We start from the raw sequence: 14,550 nt of genomic DNA, 5'->3' as shown, positions 1-14,550 counted from the left end.
TGACATACTCTTTTTTCACTATTCAGCAATTACCATTGCACTATTTCCGTTTTCGCCCGTAAAACGCTTGCGCACCCTGTCCCTTTGCGGCATTTTCATAAGCAAGCAACATCACAATGCAACAGGGTTAACGGAGAAGGTTATGTGTTCTATTTTTGGCGTACTGGATATTAAAACTGACGCGGGCGAACTGCGTAAAAAAGCACTCGAATTGTCCCGCCTGATGCGCCATCGCGGCCCGGACTGGTCCGGCGTTTACGCCAGCGATAAAGCCATTCTGGCTCACGAACGTCTGTCGATCGTAGACGTCAACGCTGGTGCTCAGCCGCTGTATAACGAGAAAAAAACGCACGCGCTGGCTGTCAACGGTGAAATCTACAACCATCAGGCACTGCGTGCAGAGTACGGCGACCGCTACGCGTTCCAGACCGGTTCTGACTGTGAAGTGATCCTCGCGCTGTATCAGGAGAAAGGGCCGGAGTTCTTGGACGACCTGCAGGGTATGTTTGCCTTCGCACTGTACGACAGCGAAAAAGACGCTTACCTGATTGGCCGTGACCACATTGGTATTATCCCGCTGTACATGGGCCATGATGAACACGGCAACTTCTATGTTGCCTCTGAAATGAAAGCGCTGGTGCCGGTTTGCCGCACCATTAAAGAATTCCCTGCAGGTAGCTACCTGTGGAGCAAAGACGGCGAGATCCGTCAGTATTATCAGCGCGACTGGTTCGAGTACGACGCGGTGAAAGACAACGTCACCGATAAAGCGGAGTTGCGCCAGGCGCTGGAAGACTCCGTTAAAAGCCACCTGATGTCAGACGTGCCATACGGCGTGCTGCTCTCCGGCGGTCTGGATTCTTCCGTGATCTCCGCGATCACCAAGAAATTTGCCGCCCGTCGCGTGGAAGATCAGGAACGCTCTGAAGCCTGGTGGCCTCAGTTGCACTCCTTTGCTGTTGGTCTGGAAGGCGCTCCTGACCTGAAAGCCGCGCAGGAAGTGGCAAACCATCTTGGTACTGTGCACCACGAGATTCACTTCACAGTGCAGGAAGGCCTGGATGCGATCCGCGATGTTATCTATCACATTGAAACCTATGACGTGACCACCATCCGCGCCTCTACGCCGATGTATCTGATGTCGCGTAAAATCAAAGCGATGGGCATCAAGATGGTGCTGTCTGGCGAAGGTTCTGACGAAGTGTTTGGCGGCTACCTGTACTTCCATAAAGCGCCGAACGCCAAAGAGTTGCACGAAGAGACAGTGCGTAAACTGCAAGCGCTGCATATGTTTGACTGTGCGCGTGCCAACAAAGCGATGTCGGCCTGGGGTGTTGAAGCGCGTGTTCCGTTCCTGGATAAGAAATTCCTCGACGTCGCGATGCGTATCAACCCGCAGGACAAGATGTGCGGCAACGGTAAAATGGAAAAACATATCCTGCGCGAATGTTTTGAATCCTACTTGCCAGCTAGCGTGGCATGGCGTCAGAAAGAGCAGTTCTCTGACGGTGTAGGTTACAGTTGGATTGACACCCTGAAAGAGGTGGCGGCAAAACAGGTTTCCGACCAACAACTGGAAACGGCGAGCTTCCGCTTCCCGTACAACACGCCGGGGTCTAAAGAGGCGTACCTGTACCGTGAGATCTTTGAAGAACTCTTCCCGGTTCCAAGCGCGGCCGAGTGTGTACCAGGTGGTCCTTCCGTCGCCTGCTCTTCAGCAAAAGCAATTGAATGGGATGAGTCTTTCAAGGCAATGAACGATCCATCAGGACGTGCTGTAGGCGTTCACCAGTCAGCATATAAATGATTGTCTGAATGACTAACAGGCCCTCCGGGGCCTGTTTTTTTTGCATTGTATTAAGCTGGACAAAAACGATTAATAACCAATAATTGCCGAATATTCGGTCACGCTGTTCGCAACCTAACCAAACAGTCACATTCCGGCCATTTTCGTTGAAAAAGGTGTTGACGCTGCAAGGGTCTATACGCATAATGCGCCCCGCAACGCCGATAAGGTAACGCGAAAAAAAGATGGCTACGTAGCTCAGTTGGTTAGAGCACATCACTCATAATGATGGGGTCACAGGTTCGAATCCCGTCGTAGCCACCATCTTTTTTGCGGGAGTGGCGAAATTGGTAGACGCACCAGATTTAGGTTCTGGCGCCGCAAGGTGTGCGAGTTCAAGTCTCGCCTCCCGCACCATTCCCAGGTAAGCGTTGCACGGATGGGGTATCGCCAAGCGGTAAGGCACCGGTTTTTGATACCGGCATTCCCTGGTTCGAATCCAGGTACCCCAGCCATATTTCTTCGATTTTGCGGTTCTCCGCGGTATTGGGGTATCGCCAAGCGGTAAGGCACCGGTTTTTGATACCGGCATTCCCTGGTTCGAATCCAGGTACCCCAGCCATCGAAGATTGCAGTACTGGCTACGTAGCTCAGTTGGTTAGAGCACATCACTCATAATGATGGGGTCACAGGTTCGAATCCCGTCGTAGCCACCAAATTAGTAATCTGTCGGGTAATTCGATAGACTAGAAAAAATTGTTGGGGTATCGCCAAGCGGTAAGGCTCTGGTTTCTGATACCAGCATTCCGAGGTTCGAATCCTCGTACCCCAGCCAATTTAAAAAAGTCGTTAAACACTGTTTAACGCAATTGGGGTGTCGCCAAGCGGTAAGGCTCTGGTTTCTGATACCAGCATTCCGGGGTTCGAATCCCTGCACCCCAGCCACTTAGTAACAAAAAAGCCCGCTCTGCGGGCTTTTTTGTTTTTGTTGCTAGTATTGTACGGCCTGATTCCCTCTCCCACGGGGAGAGGGAATAAAGTTTAGAGTCCGAGGGCGTATTTCAACGCCTGACGCTTCAGACCACCGGCACGTTCAGCCGCCATTAATCCAATATTACGCAGAATACGCACCGGCCCTACGTCATTGCTGAACCCGGCATAGAACAGATCCATCCCTGATTGCATGATGAAGTTATCCGCCATACGCCGCATCTGGTAACGCTTAAGTACCTGATGGCTTGACCAGTCCTCGGCGTGCCCGCGAGCACTACTCAGCACATCCAGTAAGGCATCAACATCACGATACCCCAGGTTTACCCCCTGCCCTGCCAGCGGGTGAATGGTATGCGCCGCATCTCCTACCAGTGCCAGCCCTTCGCGAGCGTATTGCAATGCGTGTCGACGAGTCAGCGGGAACGCTCCTGCCGCAACCGGCGTCACATATCCCAGGCGGCTCGGGAAGTGGCGCATAATTTCGTCTTGCAGTTGTGCCATCGAAAGACCCTGCAACTGACGAATACGCGCCGGTTTGTCGTACCACACCAGCGACGCCCAGTTATCGAACAACGGTAAAAACGCGTGCGGACCATTCGGTGTAAAGTGCTGCCAGGTGCTCTCTCCTGGGGCATTCTCACACTGAACAGTAATCAGCATACAGGACTGTTGATACTGCCAGGCATGAACCCCAATCCCCGCCATCTCTCTGACCTGTGAGTTGGCACCATCAGCACCCACCACCAGCTTCACGGCTAATTCATCATCATTATCCAGCGTCAGGCGATATCTATTGCCATGACGATGCAGGGCTTTGAGTGACGATGGGACACGCAACGTTACCTTCGGGTGTGTCTCCAGCGCCTGCCAGAGCGCCCGCTGGAGGACGTTGTTTTCCACCATATAGCCCAGACGGGGCAGTTTGAGTTCAGCGGCATCAAACGCGACGTGGGCATTTTCCCACTCCCACGTTTCGAGACGGCTGTAAGGGTGAGCACGCATCGTCAGCACCGTGTCCCAAACGCCCAGTCCGCGCAGAAGATCAACTGAGGCGGCACTGATCGCGGAAATACGCACATCCGGCTTTGCCGTCGGGTCAAACGTAGCAGGAGCAGCCTGCTCGATAACCGTTACCTCAAATCCCTGCTGCGCCAGCCCCAGCGCCAGTGCGCCGCCGACCATACCGCCGCCGACAACGGCGATTTCGGTTTGTTGGAGTGTCATGGTCAATTTTCCTTATTGCAGAATCCCTTAAGTTTACCGGATTTTGGGGTCAGGAGGTTGACAACCTTCATACTGGTCACAACCGCACCAAAGCATTACAATACGCGGCTTGCAATCCTGAGCTGAGCAAGTCGATGACTAAAAAACTCCATATAAAAACCTGGGGCTGTCAGATGAACGAATACGATTCATCCAAGATGGCCGATCTGCTGGATACAACCCACGGATACCAGCTGACTGAAAATGCGAAAGAAGCCGATGTGCTGCTGCTAAACACCTGTTCTATTCGTGAAAAAGCGCAGGAAAAAGTCTTTCATGTGTTAGGTCGCTGGAAACTTCTCAAACGAAAAAATCCGGACCTGATCATAGGTGTTGGCGGTTGTGTTGCGTCGCAGGAAGGGAAACTGATCCGCCAGAGAGCCCCGTATGTGGATATTGTCTTTGGCCCTCAGACCCTCCACCGCCTGCCTGAGATGATCAATCAGGTTCGCGGCAATCGTAGCCCGGTTGTTGACGTCAGCTTCCCGGAGATTGAAAAATTTGACCGTCTGCCTGAGCCGCGCGCTGATGGCCCGACCGCTTTTGTCTCTATCATGGAAGGCTGCAACAAATACTGTACTTACTGCGTGGTGCCTTACACGCGCGGTGAAGAGGTCAGCCGTCCGGCGGATGACATTCTGTTTGAAGTCGCGCAGCTTGCCGCGCAGGGCGTACGCGAAGTGAACCTGCTGGGCCAGAACGTTAACGCCTGGCGCGGTGAGAACTATGACGGCAGCACCGGCAGCTTTGCTGAACTGCTGCGTCTGGTTGCTGCCATTGATGGCATCGACCGCATTCGCTTCACCACCAGCCACCCGATGGAATTTACCGATGACATCATCGATGTTTATCGCGACACGCCGGAACTGGTGAGCTTCCTGCACCTGCCTATCCAGTGTGGTTCTGACCGCGTGCTGAACCTGATGGGGCGCCCACATACGGTACTGGAGTACAAATCCACGATCCGTAAACTGCGTGAAGCCCGTCCTGATATCCAGATTAGCTCGGACTTTATCGTTGGTTTCCCTGGCGAAACTGCCGATGACTTTGAGCGCACCATGAAGCTCATCGGCGACGTGAATTTTGACGTTAGCTACAGCTTCATCTTCTCTGCACGTCCTGGAACACCTGCGGCAGATATGGTTGACGATGTGCCGGAAGAAGAGAAAAAGCAGCGTCTGTATATTCTGCAGGAGCGTATCAACCAGCAGGCCAATGCCTGGAGCCGCCGTATGCTTGGTACTGTCCAGCGTATTCTGGTTGAAGGCACCTCACGCAAGAGCATTATGGAACTCTCCGGTCGTACCGAAAATAACCGCGTGGTGAACTTCGAAGGCACCCCGGATATGATCGGTAAATTCGTGGACGTCGAGATTGTGGAAGTGTTGACCAACTCGCTGCGTGCGAAGGTGGTACGTACCGAGGACGACATGGGTCTGCGTATAGCAGAATCTCCGGAATCCGTCATTTCCCGTACCCGTAAAGAAAACGATTCTGGCGTGGGTATCTATCAGCCTTAATGCGTTCAGGCCTGCCTTTCTGGCAGGCCTTGTAATTCCCCTCTTCGCCCCCAATATCCATCGCAATGCTTGCGCCTTTATTCTGTGGCGTGAATAATTTCGGTAATGACAGTTTATGATGCCAGCCCGACTAAACACTCAAAGAGGAACGGTTTGAATATAGACACGCGTGAAATTAGCCTTGAGCCAGCAGACAACGCTCGCCTGCTGAGCCTGTGCGGGCCGTTTGATGACAACATCAAACAACTGGAGCGACGTCTGGGTATCGAAATCAATCGTCGCGATAATCATTTCAAACTGACCGGACGCCCTATCTGCGTCAACGCCGCTGCGGATATTCTGCGTAGTCTGTATGTGGATACCTCCCCAATGCGCGGCGAAATTCAGGATATCGAACCAGAACAGATCCACCTCGCCATTAAAGAAGCGCGAGTGCTTGAGCAGAGCGCAGAAAGTGTGCCTGACTACGGCAAAGCGATTAACATCAAAACCAAACGTGGCGTGATTAAGCCGCGTACGCCAAATCAGGCGCAGTACATCGCGAATATCCTCGACCATGACATCACCTTCGGCGTAGGACCGGCCGGTACCGGTAAAACCTATCTGGCGGTCGCCGCGGCAGTAGATGCGCTGGAGCGTCAGGAGATCCGCCGTATTCTGCTGACCCGCCCTGCGGTTGAAGCAGGCGAGAAACTGGGCTTCCTGCCAGGCGATCTGAGCCAGAAAGTCGACCCGTACCTGCGTCCTTTATACGATGCGCTATTCGAAATGCTCGGGTTTGAAAAAGTTGAGAAACTTATTGAGCGTAACGTTATCGAAGTTGCTCCGCTCGCTTATATGCGCGGCCGTACACTGAACGATGCGTTTATCATTCTCGATGAAAGTCAGAACACCACCATCGAACAGATGAAGATGTTCCTGACGCGTATCGGCTTTAACTCGAAAGCGGTCATTACCGGTGACGTCACCCAGATCGACCTGCCGCGCAGCACCAAATCTGGCCTGCGTCACGCCATTGAGGTGCTGGCCGAGGTCGAAGAAATCAGCTTTAACTTCTTCCACAGCGAAGACGTCGTACGCCACCCGGTTGTCGCGCGTATTGTTAACGCCTACGAGGCCTGGGAAGAAGCCGATCAGAAGCGTAAGGCCGAACTGGCAGCAGAACGTAAGCGCGAAGCGCAGGAGCAAGAACAAAAATGAGTCAGGTGATCCTCGATTTACAGCTGGCCTGTGAAGATAACTCCGGCATGCCAGAAGAGGCGCAGTTTCAGAAATGGCTGGATGCCGTTATCCCCCAGTTTCAGGAAGAATCAGAAGTCACGATTCGCCTGGTGGATGAAGCCGAAAGCCATGAGCTTAACCTGACCTATCGTGGGAAAGATAAGCCGACTAACGTGCTCTCTTTCCCGTTCGAAGCCCCACCGGGCATTGAGATGCCGCTGCTGGGCGATCTGATCATCTGCCGCCAGGTGGTTGAGCAGGAAGCCAAAGAACAGCAAAAACCCCTTGAAGCCCACTGGGCGCATATGGTGGTACATGGCAGCCTGCATCTGCTCGGCTACGATCATATAGAAGATGACGAAGCAGAAGAGATGGAGTCCCTCGAGACAGAGATAATGCTTGCTCTGGGCTATGAGGATCCGTACATTGCCGAGAAAGAATAGTCAGTCTCCACACTGACTAACATGCCGCCACGTAAGGAAATCGCGTGGCGGTAAACGTTGAACTAACAAGAGAACCCTTAACAAACGCCATGAGCGACGACAATTCACACAGTAGCGACACGACAAACGGTAAAAAGGGATTTTTCTCCCTCATTCTGAACCAGCTTTTCCACGGCGAACCGAAAAACCGTGATGAACTGCTGGAGCTGATTCGTGATTCCGGGCAAAACGACCTTATCGATGAAGATACGCGCGAAATGCTCGAAGGGGTCATGGACATCGCCGACCAGCGTGTTCGCGATATCATGATCCCCCGTTCGCAAATGATCACCCTGAAACGTAACCAGCCCCTGGACGAGTGCCTCGATGTGATTATCGAATCCGCTCACTCACGTTTCCCGGTCATCAGCGAAGACAAAGATCACATCGAAGGGATTTTGATGGCGAAAGATCTGCTGCCGTTTATGCGCAGCGATTCTGACGCTTTCAGCATGGAAAAAGTGTTACGCCAGGCCGTGGTTGTGCCGGAAAGTAAACGTGTGGATCGGATGCTGAAAGAGTTTCGCTCTCAGCGTTACCACATGGCGATTGTTATTGATGAATTTGGCGGTGTGTCGGGTCTTGTCACGATCGAAGATATTCTTGAGCTGATCGTGGGAGAAATCGAAGATGAGTATGACGAAGAAGAAGATATCGACTTCCGTCAACTGAGCCGCCACACCTGGACTGTGCGTGCGCTGGCCTCGATTGAAGACTTTAACGACGCCTTCGGTACCCACTTCAGCGATGAAGAGGTCGATACCATTGGCGGTCTGGTGATGCAGGCCTTTGGCCACCTCCCGGCGCGCGGTGAGACCGTTGACATCGACGGTTACCAGTTCAAGGTGGCGATGGCCGACAGCCGACGTATTATACAGGTTCATGTCAGAACGCCGGATGACTCACCGGTGCCAAAACTGGAAGATTAATGTAAATGGCATTTGCCCCACTGCTTGAACGCCAGCGCGTCCGTTTGCTGCTGGCGCTGTTACTCGGAGCCAGCGGTACGCTGGCTTTTTCTCCTTACAATTTCTGGCCCGCCGCCATACTCTCCCTGATGGGGTTACAGGGGCTTACCCTGAATCGTCGTCCGGTGCAGGCCGCTGCGATTGGCTACTTCTGGGGATTGGGGCTGTTTGGCTCCGGTATCAACTGGGTCTACGTCAGCATTGCTCAGTTTGGCGGTATGCCTGGGCCGGTGAACGTTTTCCTGGTCGTCCTGCTCGCCGCCTATCTCTCGCTCTATACCGGTCTGTTCGCCGGCATTCTTTCTCGTCTGTGGCCAAAAACGACCTGGCTGCGCGTCGCCATTGCGGCGCCGGTTGTCTGGCAAATTACCGAGTTCCTGCGTGGCTGGGTATTGACCGGGTTCCCATGGCTGCAGTTCGGTTACAGCCAGATTGACGGGCCGCTGAAAGGCCTGGCACCGGTGATGGGCGTTGAGGCGATTACCTTCCTGCTGATGGTTGTCAGCGGCCTGCTGGTACTGGCGTTGGTCAAGCGCTGCTGGAAGCCGCTGGTTGTGGCACTGGTACTGTTCGCACTGCCCTTCCCGCTGCGCTATATCCAGTGGTATACCCTGGAGCCAGAACGCGCTACGCAGGTTTCCATGGTGCAGGGAGATATCCCACAGGCCATGAAGTGGGATGAAAAGCAGCTTCTGAATACGCTGAAAATCTACGCCAACGCGACCGAAGAGGTCATGGGCAAATCACAGCTGATTATCTGGCCGGAATCTGCAATCCCGGACCTGGAAATAAACCAGCAGCCATTCCTGAACATGATGAACGATCTGCTGCTCGCGCGCGGCAGCACGCTGATTACCGGTATTGTTGATGCACGCCTGAATCAGCAGAACCGTTATGACACCTATAACACCATCATTACCCTCGGCAAAGATAGCGAATACAGCTACAACTCCACTGACCGGTACAACAAGAATCACCTGGTTCCGTTTGGTGAATTTGTCCCGCTGGAGTCGATTCTGCGTCCGCTGGCACCGTTCTTTGACCTGCCGATGTCCTCTTTCAGCCGTGGTCCATACGTTCAGCCACAGCTGCATGCGCACGGTTTTGCCCTGACCACAGCCATTTGCTACGAAATTATCCTCGGCGAGCAAGTACGCGATAACTTCCGCCCGGACACGGACTTCCTTCTGACCATCTCCAATGATGCGTGGTTTGGTAAGTCGATTGGCCCATGGCAACACTTCCAGATGGCGCGGATGCGTTCCCTGGAGCTGGCGCGTCCACTGCTGCGTAGCACCAACAACGGCATCACCGCCGTAATTGGTCCACAGGGTGAAATTCAGGCCATGATCCCGCAATTTACCCGTGAAGTGCTGACCACCAAAGTCACGCCAACTACGGGCCTGACGCCGTACGCTCGTACCGGCAACTGGTCACTGTGGATCCTGACCACGCTGTTTGGTTTTGGCGCAGTGCTGATGAGTCTTCGTCAGCGTCGTAAATAACCTTACCTTCTGTTGCCGGGTGGTGCTGACGCTTACCCGGCCTACTTTTCCATACTGTAGCCACTACCCGACAATTCCCTCCAGACTCCAATTCTGGCACGCCTATTGCTTTGTTTATTCAAGTAAACGCAGTTTGGCTTAACGTGCAACCTGGTCGCACCAGCGCAGATCATCGGTAGCACCGAAACGGTGCAACGAGAGATTTTTGCCTCTGAATGGTGCGGCGCGCTTCGCAAAAATAAACAATAACGCAGCAAAATCTTTACATTAAGCCAGACTAAATGTTAACAAGCTTGCATAACACTGCACTCGCATAGCGCGAGATATAACAACATCACAATGGGTATCAATGCGTCACTGGCGCTGATAAAAAAGGAGTTGGGTATGCAATTACGTAAACTGGCCACAGCAATGCTGGTTATGGGGATGTCTGCAGGCGTGGTTCACGCTGAAGACGCTCCGGCTGCCGGAAGCACTCTCGACAAGATTGCCAAAAACGGCGTGATCGTGGTCGGCCACCGTGAATCTTCTGTTCCGTTCTCTTACTACGACAACACGCAAAAAGTCGTGGGTTATTCGCAGGATTACTCCAACGCCATCGTTGAAGCCGTGAAGAAAAAGCTGAACAAACCTGACCTGCAGGTGAAGCTGATCCCAATCACTTCACAAAACCGTATTCCACTGCTGCAAAACGGCACCTTCGATTTTGAGTGTGGCTCCACCACCAACAACCTTGAGCGTCAGAAACAGGCTGCTTTCTCTGACACCATCTTCGTGGTAGGTACCCGTCTGCTGACCAAAAAAGGCGGCGAGATTAAAGATTTTGCTGATCTGAAAGGCAAAGCGGTCGTTGTCACCTCCGGTACCACCTCAGAAGTGCTGCTGCACAAACTGAATGATGAGAAGAAAATGGATATGCGCATCATCAGCGCGAAAGACCATGGCGACTCCTTCCGTACCCTGGAAAGTGGCCGTGCTGTCGCGTTTATGATGGATGACGCCCTGCTGGCGGGCGAACGCGCGAAAGCGAAGAAACCGGACAACTGGGAAATCGTCGGCACTGCACAGTCGAAAGAAGCTTATGGCTGCATGCTGCGTAAAGACGATGCTGAGTTCAAAAAACTGATCGATGACACCATCGCCCAGGCACAAACCTCCGGCGAAGCGGAAAAATGGTTCGATAAGTGGTTCAAGAACCCAATTCCACCAAAAAACCTGAACATGAACTTTGAACTGTCTGACGACATGAAAGCGCTGTTCAAATCACCAAATGACAAGGCTCTTAACTAATTAGAACAACAGGGGCGGGATATCCTGCCCTCTCGATTGTCGGGAAGCATGGACAGACTATACGTTGAGTGGTCGTTCCCCACTCAGCGCGAAAAATAAGCTTCTCACCAATCTTCGAGGGTAGCGCTGCTACCCTTTTTTTTCTGGAGTTTATTATGTCAATAGACTGGAACTGGGGCATATTTCTGCAACAAGCCCCGTTCGGCAACACCACCTATCTTGGCTGGTTATGGAGCGGCTTTCAGGTCACTGTGGCTTTATCCATAACGGCATGGATTATCGCGTTTCTTGTCGGCTCACTGTTCGGTATTTTGCGTACCGTCCCTAACCGTTTTCTTTCAACCCTCGGCACTTTGTATGTGGAACTGTTCCGTAACGTTCCGCTGATTGTGCAGTTCTTTACCTGGTATCTGGTGATTCCGGAACTGCTGCCGGAAAATATTGGTATGTGGTTCAAGTCGGAACTGGATCCTAACGTACAGTTCTTTGTCTCCTCGATGCTCTGCCTGGGGCTGTTTACCGCTGCCCGCGTGTGCGAGCAGGTGCGAGCCGCCATTCAGTCATTGCCGCGTGGACAAAAAAATGCAGGCCTGGCGATGGGATTAACACTGCCACAAACCTACCGTTATGTGCTGCTGCCTAACGCCTACCGCGTTATCGTTCCACCGATGACCTCTGAGATGATGAACCTGGTGAAAAACTCGGCCATCGCCTCGACCATCGGCCTGGTGGATATGGCTGCGCAGGCGGGTAAGCTGCTGGATTATTCCGCTCATGCGTGGGAATCCTTCACCGCGATCACGCTCGCCTATGTTCTGATTAACGCTTTCATCATGCTGGTGATGAACCTGGTTGAACGCAAAATCCGCCTGCCGGGTAATCTGGGGGGCAAATAATGTACGAATTTGACTGGAGTTCCATTGTTCCATCCATGCCATATCTGCTTGATGGCCTGGTGATTACCTTAAAAATCACCGTTATCGCCATCATCATCGGTATTGTCTGGGGTACCCTGCTGGCGGTCATGCGCTTGTCGAGCTTTAAGCCGCTCGCCTGGTTCGCAACGGCCTACGTTAACGTTTTCCGCTCCATCCCACTGGTGATGGTTCTGCTGTGGTTTTACCTGATTGTTCCTGGCTTCCTGCAAAACGTACTGGGACTGTCACCGAAAACCGATATCCGCCTGATCTCCGCGATGGTGGCGTTCTCCATGTTTGAGGCTGCTTACTATTCAGAGATTATCCGTGCGGGTATCCAGAGTATTTCTCGTGGGCAATCCAGTGCCGCACTGGCACTGGGGATGACACACTGGCAGTCCATGCAGCTCATCATTCTGCCGCAGGCGTTTCGCGCCATGGTTCCGCTCCTGCTGACTCAGGGCATCGTACTGTTCCAGGATACCTCTCTGGTATATGTACTCAGCCTGGCAGACTTCTTCCGTACCGCCTCCACCATCGGTGAGCGTGATGGTACGCAGGTAGAAATGGTGCTCTTCGCGGGTGCGGTCTATTTTGTGATTAGTTTAAGTGCGTCGCTGTTGGTCAGTTGGCTGAAGAAAAGGACGGTATAATGATTTCCCTGAAAAATGTTTCTAAATGGTATGGGCACTTTCAGGTGCTGACCGACTGCTCCACCGAAGTGAAAAAAGGCGACGTGGTGGTAGTGTGCGGACCGTCAGGTTCCGGTAAATCCACGCTGATCAAAACCGTCAACGGACTGGAGCCGGTGCAGCAGGGTGAGATCGTCGTCAATGGCACTAAAGTCAATGACAAAAAAACCAATCTCGCCCAGCTTCGCTCTCACGTTGGCATGGTGTTCCAGCATTTTGAGCTGTTCCCTCACCTCTCCATTATTGAGAACCTGACACTGGCGCAGGTAAAAGTGCTTAAGCGCGATAAAAAAGCGTCGCGCGAGAAAGGGCTGAAACTCCTGGAACGCGTTGGGCTCTCTGCGCATGCCGATAAATTCCCGGCACAACTTTCGGGTGGCCAACAGCAGCGTGTGGCGATCGCCCGCGCGCTGTGCATGGATCCGGTGGCAATGCTGTTTGATGAGCCAACATCGGCGCTCGATCCAGAGATGATCAACGAAGTGCTGGACGTCATGGTCGAACTGGCACACGAAGGGATGACCATGATGGTGGTGACCCACGAAATGGGCTTCGCCCGTAAAGTGGCAAACCGCGTGATCTTTATGGACGAAGGGAAGATCGTGGAAGACTCACCGAAAGAAGAGTTCTTCGCTAACCCGAAATCAGAACGTGCGAAAGATTTCCTCGCGAAAATCCTGCACTAATACTCTCAGTGCGCAATCTGCGGATTGCGCACTGCTTCACGCTTTAGCCCACATCTTCTCGCCGGCGTCACATTACAGCGTTAACCTTGTCACAAAATAACGCTATAAATGGAGAACGCTATGGCACAACCCATCATTCTCGATTGCGATCCGGGTCATGATGACGCGATCGCTCTCGTCCTTGCACTTGCCTCCCCTGAGCTGGATGTCAAAGCCGTAACCTCTTCTGCCGGAAACCAGACACCCGATAAAACCCTGCGTAACGTCCTGCGCATGTTGACACTGCTTAAACGCAGCGATATTCCTGTCGCCGGCGGGGCTGTGAAACCTCTGATGCGCGAGCTGATCATTGCCGACAACGTTCACGGTGAAAGCGGACTGGACGGTCCGGCACTGCCGGAGCCGGGTTTCGCCCCGCAACACTGCACTGCCGTGGAGCTGATGGCGAAGGTGCTTCATGAAAGTGCCGAGCCGGTAACGCTGGTGGCAACCGGACCGCAAACCAACGTTGCGCTGCTGCTTAACAGCCATCCGGAACTGCACAGTAAAATTTCCCGTATCGTGATAATGGGTGGAGCAATGGGGCTGGGCAACTGGACGCCCGCGGCGGAGTTCAACATCTTTGTCGACCCGGAAGCCGCTGAGATTGTCTTCCAGTCCGGCTTACCAATTGTGATGGCGGGGCTGGACGTTACCCATCGCGCGCAGATTATGGCGGCCGATATTGAGCGTTTTCGCTCGGTGGGCAATACGGTCGCGACAACCGTGGCCGAACTGCTCGACTTCTTTATGGAGTATCACAAAGCCGAGAAGTGGGGCTTCCACGGCGCGCCCTTGCATGATCCATGCACCATTGCCTGGCTACTGAAGCCGGAGATGTTTACCACAGTGGAACGCTGGGTCGGTGTGGAGACGCAGGGGAAATATACCCAAGGGATGACGGTAGTGGATTACTACTCACTGACGGGAAATGCGCCGAATACCACGGTGATGGTGGATATCGATCGGCAGGCGTTTGTGGATTTGCTGGCGGAGAGACTCAAGTACTACGCTGCGGCCTAATACCCTCGCCCTCTCCCACTGTACAGTCCGGGGACATGGTGAACACTTGTTCGGGGACATGGTAGACACTTACAACTAAGGCATAAGAACCCGTTAATGGAGTCGCTTATGCCCTGGGATGCGAGAGATACCATGTCATTACGTACCGAGTTTGTTTTGTTCGCC

The 14,550-nt window shown here is 53.1% G+C and carries 12 protein-coding genes and 7 tRNA genes; 18 read left to right on the top strand and 1 reads right to left on the bottom strand.

Going from position 1 to position 14,550, the window contains the following annotated elements; all coding sequences use genetic code 11:
* The first annotated feature begins 142 nt into the window (after positions 1–142).
* The 8 genes from asnB to HED65_RS21240 all read left to right on the top strand — a co-directional run bounded on the left by asnB (position 143) and on the right by HED65_RS21240 (position 2,731).
* The gene (gene asnB / locus HED65_RS21275) at positions 143–1,807 is read left to right on the top strand and encodes an asparagine synthase B (RefSeq protein WP_114980060.1); all 1,665 of its coding nucleotides are present in this window, start codon (positions 143–145) and stop codon (positions 1,805–1,807) included.
* A 226-nt stretch (positions 1,808–2,033) separates the two neighbouring features.
* Positions 2,034–2,110 (top strand) — tRNA-Met (locus HED65_RS21270).
* Between the two features lie 8 nt (positions 2,111–2,118).
* Positions 2,119–2,203 (top strand) — tRNA-Leu (locus HED65_RS21265).
* 23 nt (positions 2,204–2,226) lie between these two features.
* Positions 2,227–2,301, top strand: a tRNA-Gln gene (locus tag HED65_RS21260).
* Positions 2,302–2,333: 32 nt separating this feature from the next.
* Positions 2,334–2,408 (top strand) — tRNA-Gln (locus tag HED65_RS21255).
* 17 nt (positions 2,409–2,425) lie between these two features.
* A tRNA-Met gene (locus tag HED65_RS21250) sits at positions 2,426–2,502 on the top strand.
* Positions 2,503–2,546: 44 nt separating this feature from the next.
* Positions 2,547–2,621, top strand: a tRNA-Gln gene (locus HED65_RS21245).
* Between the two features lie 35 nt (positions 2,622–2,656).
* Positions 2,657–2,731 (top strand) — tRNA-Gln (locus HED65_RS21240).
* 96 nt (positions 2,732–2,827) lie between these two features.
* Here the strand turns inward: HED65_RS21240 and ubiF are convergent.
* On the bottom strand, positions 2,828–4,003 hold the full coding sequence (gene ubiF / locus HED65_RS21235; protein ID WP_114980059.1) for a 3-demethoxyubiquinol 3-hydroxylase: 1,176 nt from the start codon (positions 4,001–4,003) through the stop codon (positions 2,828–2,830).
* Positions 4,004–4,137: 134 nt separating this feature from the next.
* On the opposite strand from ubiF, the gene miaB reads away from it, so the two are divergent.
* From miaB to rihA, 10 genes are all read left to right on the top strand, one after another.
* The gene (miaB, locus tag HED65_RS21230) at positions 4,138–5,562 is read left to right on the top strand and encodes a tRNA (N6-isopentenyl adenosine(37)-C2)-methylthiotransferase MiaB (protein ID WP_114980058.1); all 1,425 of its coding nucleotides are present in this window, start codon (positions 4,138–4,140) and stop codon (positions 5,560–5,562) included.
* Positions 5,563–5,715: 153 nt separating this feature from the next.
* Positions 5,716–6,762: a PhoH family protein gene (locus HED65_RS21225; protein ID WP_028019464.1), complete on the top strand. Its 1,047-nt coding sequence runs from the start codon at positions 5,716–5,718 to the stop codon at positions 6,760–6,762.
* Positions 6,759–7,226: an rRNA maturation RNase YbeY gene (ybeY, locus tag HED65_RS21220; RefSeq protein ID WP_003858677.1), complete on the top strand. Its 468-nt coding sequence runs from the start codon at positions 6,759–6,761 to the stop codon at positions 7,224–7,226. Before HED65_RS21225 ends, ybeY begins: the two co-directional genes overlap by 4 nt.
* 89 nt (positions 7,227–7,315) lie before the next feature.
* On the top strand, positions 7,316–8,194 hold the full coding sequence (gene corC, locus HED65_RS21215; protein ID WP_114980072.1) for a CNNM family magnesium/cobalt transport protein CorC: 879 nt from the start codon (positions 7,316–7,318) through the stop codon (positions 8,192–8,194).
* Positions 8,195–8,199: 5 nt separating this feature from the next.
* A complete protein-coding gene (lnt, locus tag HED65_RS21210) occupies positions 8,200–9,738 on the top strand; it encodes an apolipoprotein N-acyltransferase (RefSeq protein WP_114980056.1) in 1,539 nt (512 codons plus the stop codon).
* A 384-nt stretch (positions 9,739–10,122) separates the two neighbouring features.
* On the top strand, positions 10,123–11,028 hold the full coding sequence (locus tag HED65_RS21205; protein ID WP_014069338.1) for an amino acid ABC transporter substrate-binding protein: 906 nt from the start codon (positions 10,123–10,125) through the stop codon (positions 11,026–11,028).
* 155 nt (positions 11,029–11,183) lie between these two features.
* Positions 11,184–11,924 (top strand): glutamate/aspartate ABC transporter permease GltJ, encoded by a 741-nt coding sequence (gene gltJ, locus HED65_RS21200; RefSeq protein ID WP_028019467.1) that lies wholly within the window; start codon positions 11,184–11,186, stop codon positions 11,922–11,924.
* Positions 11,924–12,598, top strand: coding sequence for a glutamate/aspartate ABC transporter permease GltK (gltK, locus tag HED65_RS21195; RefSeq protein ID WP_014883002.1), 675 nt, complete (start codon positions 11,924–11,926; stop codon positions 12,596–12,598). The genes gltJ and gltK overlap by 1 nt, the downstream gene beginning before the upstream one ends.
* Entirely contained in the window at positions 12,598–13,323 is a 726-nt protein-coding gene (locus HED65_RS21190; RefSeq protein WP_014883001.1) for an amino acid ABC transporter ATP-binding protein, read from the top strand. The genes gltK and HED65_RS21190 overlap by 1 nt, the downstream gene beginning before the upstream one ends.
* Before the next feature lie 120 nt (positions 13,324–13,443).
* Positions 13,444–14,385, top strand: a complete 942-nt coding sequence (rihA, locus tag HED65_RS21185; RefSeq protein WP_114980054.1) for a pyrimidine-specific ribonucleoside hydrolase RihA — start codon at positions 13,444–13,446, stop codon at positions 14,383–14,385.
* Positions 14,386–14,550 lie beyond the last annotated feature (165 nt).

It is taken from the genome of Pantoea sp. LS15, assembly GCF_012241585.1.
Taxonomy (GTDB): Bacteria; Pseudomonadota; Gammaproteobacteria; order Enterobacterales; family Enterobacteriaceae; genus Enterobacter.
Note: the sequence above shows the minus strand (reverse complement) of the source record. Positions and strands in the feature narration are given on the sequence as shown.

Coding starts and splice junctions, on each gene's coding strand:
- asnB (WP_114980060.1), top strand. CDS start 143: ATGTGTTCTATTTTTGGCGTACTGGATATTAAAACTGACGCGGGCGAA.
- ubiF (WP_114980059.1), bottom strand. CDS start 4,003: ATGACACTCCAACAAACCGAAATCGCCGTTGTCGGCGGCGGTATGGTC.
- miaB (WP_114980058.1), top strand. CDS start 4,138: ATGACTAAAAAACTCCATATAAAAACCTGGGGCTGTCAGATGAACGAA.
- ybeY (WP_003858677.1), top strand. CDS start 6,759: ATGAGTCAGGTGATCCTCGATTTACAGCTGGCCTGTGAAGATAACTCC.
- corC (WP_114980072.1), top strand. CDS start 7,316: ATGAGCGACGACAATTCACACAGTAGCGACACGACAAACGGTAAAAAG.
- lnt (WP_114980056.1), top strand. CDS start 8,200: ATGGCATTTGCCCCACTGCTTGAACGCCAGCGCGTCCGTTTGCTGCTG.
- HED65_RS21205 (WP_014069338.1), top strand. CDS start 10,123: ATGCAATTACGTAAACTGGCCACAGCAATGCTGGTTATGGGGATGTCT.
- gltJ (WP_028019467.1), top strand. CDS start 11,184: ATGTCAATAGACTGGAACTGGGGCATATTTCTGCAACAAGCCCCGTTC.
- gltK (WP_014883002.1), top strand. CDS start 11,924: ATGTACGAATTTGACTGGAGTTCCATTGTTCCATCCATGCCATATCTG.
- HED65_RS21190 (WP_014883001.1), top strand. CDS start 12,598: ATGATTTCCCTGAAAAATGTTTCTAAATGGTATGGGCACTTTCAGGTG.
- rihA (WP_114980054.1), top strand. CDS start 13,444: ATGGCACAACCCATCATTCTCGATTGCGATCCGGGTCATGATGACGCG.